Origin of the sequence: Mesorhizobium sp. (genome assembly GCF_041661565.1) — a bacterium.
In the GTDB taxonomy this organism is placed as follows: Bacteria; Pseudomonadota; Alphaproteobacteria; order Rhizobiales; family Rhizobiaceae; genus Mesorhizobium.
In genome coordinates this window covers 1-5,447 of sequence record NZ_JBAZUD010000219.1, presented here as the reverse complement: position 1 = coordinate 5,447, position 5,447 = coordinate 1, and the positions used below count along the sequence as shown (strand labels likewise).

The 5,447-nt window shown below is 64.8% G+C and carries 5 protein-coding genes; 4 read left to right on the top strand and 1 reads right to left on the bottom strand.

The window, feature by feature from the left end:
- The 3 genes from WC739_RS24315 to WC739_RS24305 form a co-directional block, all read left to right on the top strand.
- Positions 1–748, top strand: a 748-nt coding sequence (locus WC739_RS24315; RefSeq protein ID WP_372955541.1) for a zinc-binding dehydrogenase, incomplete at its 5' end; no start/stop codon positions are given.
- A 168-nt stretch (positions 749–916) separates the two neighbouring features.
- A complete protein-coding gene (locus WC739_RS24310) occupies positions 917–1,843 on the top strand; it encodes an ABC transporter ATP-binding protein (protein ID WP_372955540.1) in 927 nt (308 codons plus the stop codon).
- 14 nt (positions 1,844–1,857) lie between these two features.
- On the top strand, positions 1,858–2,619 hold the full coding sequence (locus tag WC739_RS24305) for an ABC transporter permease (protein ID WP_372955543.1): 762 nt from the start codon (positions 1,858–1,860) through the stop codon (positions 2,617–2,619).
- Positions 2,620–2,833: 214 nt separating this feature from the next.
- On the opposite strand, the gene WC739_RS24300 is transcribed toward WC739_RS24305, so the two are convergent.
- A complete protein-coding gene (locus WC739_RS24300; RefSeq protein WP_372955539.1) occupies positions 2,834–3,871 on the bottom strand; it encodes a phosphatidylglycerol lysyltransferase domain-containing protein in 1,038 nt (345 codons plus the stop codon).
- A 348-nt stretch (positions 3,872–4,219) separates the two neighbouring features.
- On the opposite strand from WC739_RS24300, the gene WC739_RS24295 reads away from it, so the two are divergent.
- Positions 4,220–5,368 (top strand): flavin-containing monooxygenase, encoded by a 1,149-nt coding sequence (locus WC739_RS24295; RefSeq protein ID WP_372955542.1) that lies wholly within the window; start codon positions 4,220–4,222, stop codon positions 5,366–5,368.
- The last annotated feature ends 79 nt before the right edge of the window (positions 5,369–5,447 follow it).

Here is a 5,447-nt window from a genome sequence, read left to right as displayed (position 1 = left end):
CGGCAGCAGGGTCTATTTCGTCCTGCCCAGGGCGCCGAACGGCGCCATGGCGGAGCGGACGGTCGTTCCTGCGGCGCAGTGCGTGGCGCTGCCCGAGGACCTCGACGACGTGACCGCCGCGGCAATCGCCAATCCGGGCATGTCGTCATGGGCGGCCTACACCGAGCGGGCGATGCTGAAGCCCGGCGAGACCGTGCTGGTCAACGGCGCCACCGGCACGTCCGGCCGCCTCGCCGTCCAGATCGCCAGGCATCTCGGCGCCGGGAAAATCATCGCCACCGGCCGCAACGCCGCCGCGCTCGACGCCGTCGCCGCCCTGGGGGCCGATGGGACGATCCCGCTGGTCGAGGACGGGACGGCCCTGGAAGACAGCTTCAAACCCTGGTTCGCCAAGGGGGTGGACGTCGTCATCGACTATCTCTGGGGCAGCAGCGCCGAGCACCTGCTGACCGCCGCCGCCAAGGCCGGAGCCGACGCCGTGCCGATCCGCTTCGTCCAGGTCGGTTCCGTCAGCGGCCAGGAGATCAGCCTGCCGAGCGCCGTGCTCCGGTCGTCGGCGATCACGCTGATGGGCAGCGGCATCGGCAGCGTCCCGCTCGACCGCATGCTCGCCTGCATCGGCGATCTGCTGCGCGCCACCCCGCCGGCCGGCTTCCAAATCGCCACCACGCCGGTTCCGCTGGCCGACATCCAACAGGCGTGGCCCAAGGATGACAGTCGTCGCCGAACCGTGTTCACGATGGGCTGATGGCCATCCCCCGGCCTCGGACTGTCGCTTCACGCATCCGGCTGGAACCATCTGACGGCGAGCGCCACCCGCAACCTGTCGGGAGCTGGCGGCAGCTTCCCGGCGTCGCGGTTGCACGCGCGGCCATTCGGCCTATATGAGAGGACCTCATTCAGGCAGCCGTCAGCCATGCCCTCCATTCTGTCCATTTCCGGGGTCTCCAAGACCTACGCCACCGGTTTCACCGCGCTCAAGGAAGTCAACCTCGACATCCAGCGTGGCGAGATCTTCGCATTGCTTGGCCCCAACGGCGCCGGCAAGACGACGCTGATCTCCATCGTCTGCGGCATCGTCAACCGCTCGTCGGGCACCGTTACCGTCGACGGCCACGACATCAACAAGGACTACCGCGCCGCGCGCGGCCTGATCGGCCTGGTGCCGCAGGAATTGACCATCGACGCTTTCGAGAGCGTCTGGGCGACGGTGAACTACAGCCGCGGCCTGTTCGGCAAGCCGGCCAATCATGCCTTTGTCGAGAAGGTGCTGCGCGATCTGTCGCTGTGGGACAAGAAGGACGCCAAGGCGATCACCCTGTCGGGCGGCATGAAACGGCGGCTGATGATCGCCAAGGCGCTGTCGCACGAGCCGCGCATCCTGTTCCTCGACGAGCCGACCGCCGGCGTCGATGTCGAGCTGCGCCAGGACATGTGGGAAATGGTGCGCAAGCTGCGCGAGGACGGCGTCACCATCATCCTCACCACCCACTATATCGAGGAGGCCGAGGCGATGGCCGACCGTGTCGGCGTCATCAACCGCGGCGAGATCATCCTGGTCGAGAACAAGGCGGAACTGATGCGCAAGCTCGGCCGCAAGCGCCTGGTGCTGGAATTGCGCAATCCGCTGACGGCCATTCCGGAAGCCTTCTCGCGCTACGCGCTGGAGCTGTCGCCGGATGGCGGGCAGCTGACCTACACCTATGACAACCAGGCCGAGCGGCCGGGCGTCGCCTCGCTGATCCGCGACCTCGAGGCCGGCGGTATCCAGTTCCGCGACATCGACACGCAAAACAGCTCGCTCGAGGAGATCTTCGTCAACCTGGTGAGGAAAGACGCATGAACCCGATGGCGGCCATGAATTTTCGCGCCGTATGGGCCATCTACCGGATGGAAATGGCCCGTGCCTTCCGCACCGTGCTGCAGAGCATCGTCTCGCCGGTCATCTCGACGTCGCTCTACTTCGTCGTCTTCGGCTCGGCCATTGGCTCGCGCATCACCGAGATCGATGGCATCAGCTACGGCGCCTTCATCGTGCCGGGACTGATCATGCTGTCGCTGCTGACGCAGTCGATCTCCAACGCCTCCTTTGCCATCTACTTTCCGAAATTCGTCGGCTCGATCTACGAATTGCTGTCGGCGCCGGTGTCCTACCTGGAAATCGTCATCGCCTATGTCGGCGGCGCGGCGACCAAGTCGATCATCCTCGGGCTGATCATCCTGGCGACAGCCTCGCTGTTCGTGCCGCTGACGATCCAGCACCCGTTCTGGATGGTCGCCTTTCTGGTGCTGACGGCGGTCACCTTCAGCCTGTTCGGCTTCATCATCGGCATCTGGGCGAAGAGCTTCGAGCAGTTGCAGCTGGTGCCGCTCCTGATCATCACGCCGCTGACCTTCCTCGGCGGCAGCTTCTACTCGATCAACATGCTGCCCGAGGTCTGGCGCACGGTGACGCTGTTCAACCCGGTCGTCTACCTGATCAGCGGATTCCGCTGGAGCTTCTACGGCAAGTCCGACGTCTCGGTCGGCGTCAGCCTCGGCATGACCGTCGTCTTCCTGCTGATCTGCATCGCCATCGTCGCCTGGATCTTCAGGACTGGCTACCGGCTCAGGAACTAAGCGACCGCCCGATTGACCTCCAATTCAGGATTTGCGTCCTGACCAAAATACCGCGGCCATGCCAACAAGTATGGCGACGCCGACCGGCGTCATGATCCACCAGTCCATTTGCATCGCTGGCCGCGACATATCATGAGCGCAGTCTACCAGATATTCCATTGACCCAGCATACCAAGGTCGACCTGAATGCAGGGTCGCTCCGGAAACCGAACCGTCAGATCGCCTTGATCAGCCGCAGCAACCCTAGCATCTCGACATAGGTGCCCTTGCGGAAGGCGATATAGACCGGCTCCTCTATACCGTGGAAGCGGCGCTTGAAGGCCGCCTGGCCCTGGAGGTTGAACCGGCGGCGGTTGACCCATGGCGAGTCGTAGGCGCGCTGGAAGGCGTTGCGCCAGAAATCGCTTTCGGCAAATCCGCTTGGCCCGATATCGAGCATCGGCGACAGGCCGAGGGTAACCACGGAGACGCCTTCTTCGCGAAACCGGTCGACGGCGAACTTGGTCAAGCCGATCTCGGCATGCGGCGAGGCGTCGAGATGCTTGCGCTTGAAGGCGGTGGTGTAGCCGATCACCTTGCCATCGCGGAAGATCGGATCGAAGTCGAGCAGGGCGATCAGGTCGCCGTCCGGGCCGTGCAGGACGAAACGGCGCATGTCGGTGCCGAGCTGATCGTTGAAGGGCCGGTTGAGGAAGCCCATCTCCCAGCGCTTGACGATGCGGTCGCCGCGCCAGTTGTCCGACAGTCGCCTGATCTCATCGAGGAAGACCGTGCGCTTGTCCTCGTCGAAGGAGAAGCCCTTCTTCAACAGCCAGCGTTCGGAATAGCGCACCGTCTCGTTGCGCTTTCCGGAGAAATCATGCTCGGGCAGGTTGAGGCGGGTGTCGACCCCGAGGCGATTGATCCTGTAACCCAGTCCGGCCAGTACACGCGCGGTCTCTTCGCCGATCTGGACGAACCACGGGCTGCCGGCCGTCTCGACGAAGCGCCTGATGTAGTCGGGCCGCCGCGCCGGAGCCACCACCGGATCGCCAAGCGCGAAATGGTGCTTCATCTTGGTGCCGAAGGCGATGTAGCCATCGGCGTCGCCGAAATAGGACAGCTTGCTCTGGACCGCGCCGGAATAGGCGAGCGAGAAGTCGCCATGACGACGAACTAGCGCCAATCGTTCGACATGCGTCAGCTCCTGGCGCTCGACCTTGGGCGCGGCACCCTCGAGGATTTTGTCGAAATAGATCCGCAAGGAGGGCATGGTCGAAATTCCGGGGCCGCCTACGGCGCCACGCGCCTTGAATGCGCGAAGTGCCCTAACACTTTTGTTCTGCGCATGAGCGTGAAATCAAACGGGATTCCAGCATGCGCGCGAGGGACAACAGAGACCCCCAGCCCCGGGCCTCGAATCGATCACATTGCCGCGACCTGATTATCGCCCATATCGCGCATATGCCATATAAAGCGCAACCGCGTCGGGCGCGACGCCCCAAAATGGGATCGCGTCACGGTGCCTGCAAGGAGGCGCCGTAGTGGAATGAGTTACGTGAAGGGCATGGCGGATATGACAATCGAGGCAAGGCTGGGCCAACCGCCGTCGGAAAACCCGATGCCTGTCGAGCCGGCCATCGTCATCGGCGCCGGCGCGGCGGGGCTCGCCGCCGCGCACGCCCTGATCAAGGCAGGCGTGCCGACCGTCATCCTGGAAAAGGAAGCCCGGCTGGGCGAACCCTGGCATCGACGGCACCGCCAATTGCATCTCAACACCCATCGCGACCTGTCGGCGCTGCCCGGCGCCGCCTATCCCCCCGGCACTCCCGCCTTTCCCGACAGGACGGCGGTCATCCGCCACATGAACGCGTTCAGCGACACCAACCGGCTGCCGGTGCGGTTCGGCGTCGCCGTCGAGGATATCGCGTTCAAGGGCGATCACTGGGCCGTGCAGACCAGCGCCGGCCAGCGCCTGGCCCGCAATGTCATCATCGCCACCGGGCGTGACAGGCAGCCCTTCATTCCCGAATGGAAAGGGATGACGGACTTTGCCGGCCGGATCATCCATTCGGCGGATTTCGGCGACGCGCGCGACTATGAGGGCAAGAAGGTGCTGGTCGTGGGCGCCGGCAACTCGGGCTTCGACGCACTCAACCATATGGCGGGCGTGAAGACGGCGGCCATCTGGCTCTCGGCCCGCGGCGGTCCGGCGGTCCTGCCCAAGCGCATCGGCCAGATCGCCGTGCACCGGCTTTCGCCGTTGATGGCGCGCTTGCCCCTATGGCTCGCGGATGCCGCGATCGCCGCAACGCAGCGCCTGGTCTTTGGCGACCTGACCAAATTCGGCCTGCCGCCCGCGCCGGCGGGGGGCGCCAGCCGCCTGACCACGGACTACACCGCCATCGCCGCCGACGACGGCGCCATACGCGCCATCAAGGCCGGCAAGATCACCGTGGTGCCCGCCATCAGCGAATTCACCCCCGACGGCGTGGTGCTGGCCAACGGCAATGTCATCCATCCCGATATCGTCATTGCCGCGACGGGCTACCGCACCGGTCTCGAGGCGATGGTCGGCAAGCTTGGTGTGCTCGACGGCAGAGGTGTTCCGCTCTTCAACGGCGGCGAAGGCGATCCGGCATTGCCCGGCTTGTGGTTCACCGGCATGCGTCCCAGCATTCGCGGCTGCTTCGCCAATGCCGCCATCCTGGCCAAGGCGATCGCCAAACGGATCGCCGGCACGCTTGGCGCTACCGCTGCGTCACGCTGATTTCGGCTCGAGCCTGCGAAACCCGACCGCCTCCATCAGCATGTCTTCCTCGACCATGCCGGCATTGTGCAGCGCAAGC

Coding starts and splice junctions, on each gene's coding strand:
- WC739_RS24295 (WP_372955542.1), top strand. CDS start 4,220: ATGCCTGTCGAGCCGGCCATCGTCATCGGCGCCGGCGCGGCGGGGCTC.
- WC739_RS24310 (WP_372955540.1), top strand. CDS start 917: ATGCCCTCCATTCTGTCCATTTCCGGGGTCTCCAAGACCTACGCCACC.
- WC739_RS24305 (WP_372955543.1), top strand. CDS start 1,858: ATGAATTTTCGCGCCGTATGGGCCATCTACCGGATGGAAATGGCCCGT.
- WC739_RS24300 (WP_372955539.1), bottom strand. CDS start 3,871: ATGCCCTCCTTGCGGATCTATTTCGACAAAATCCTCGAGGGTGCCGCG.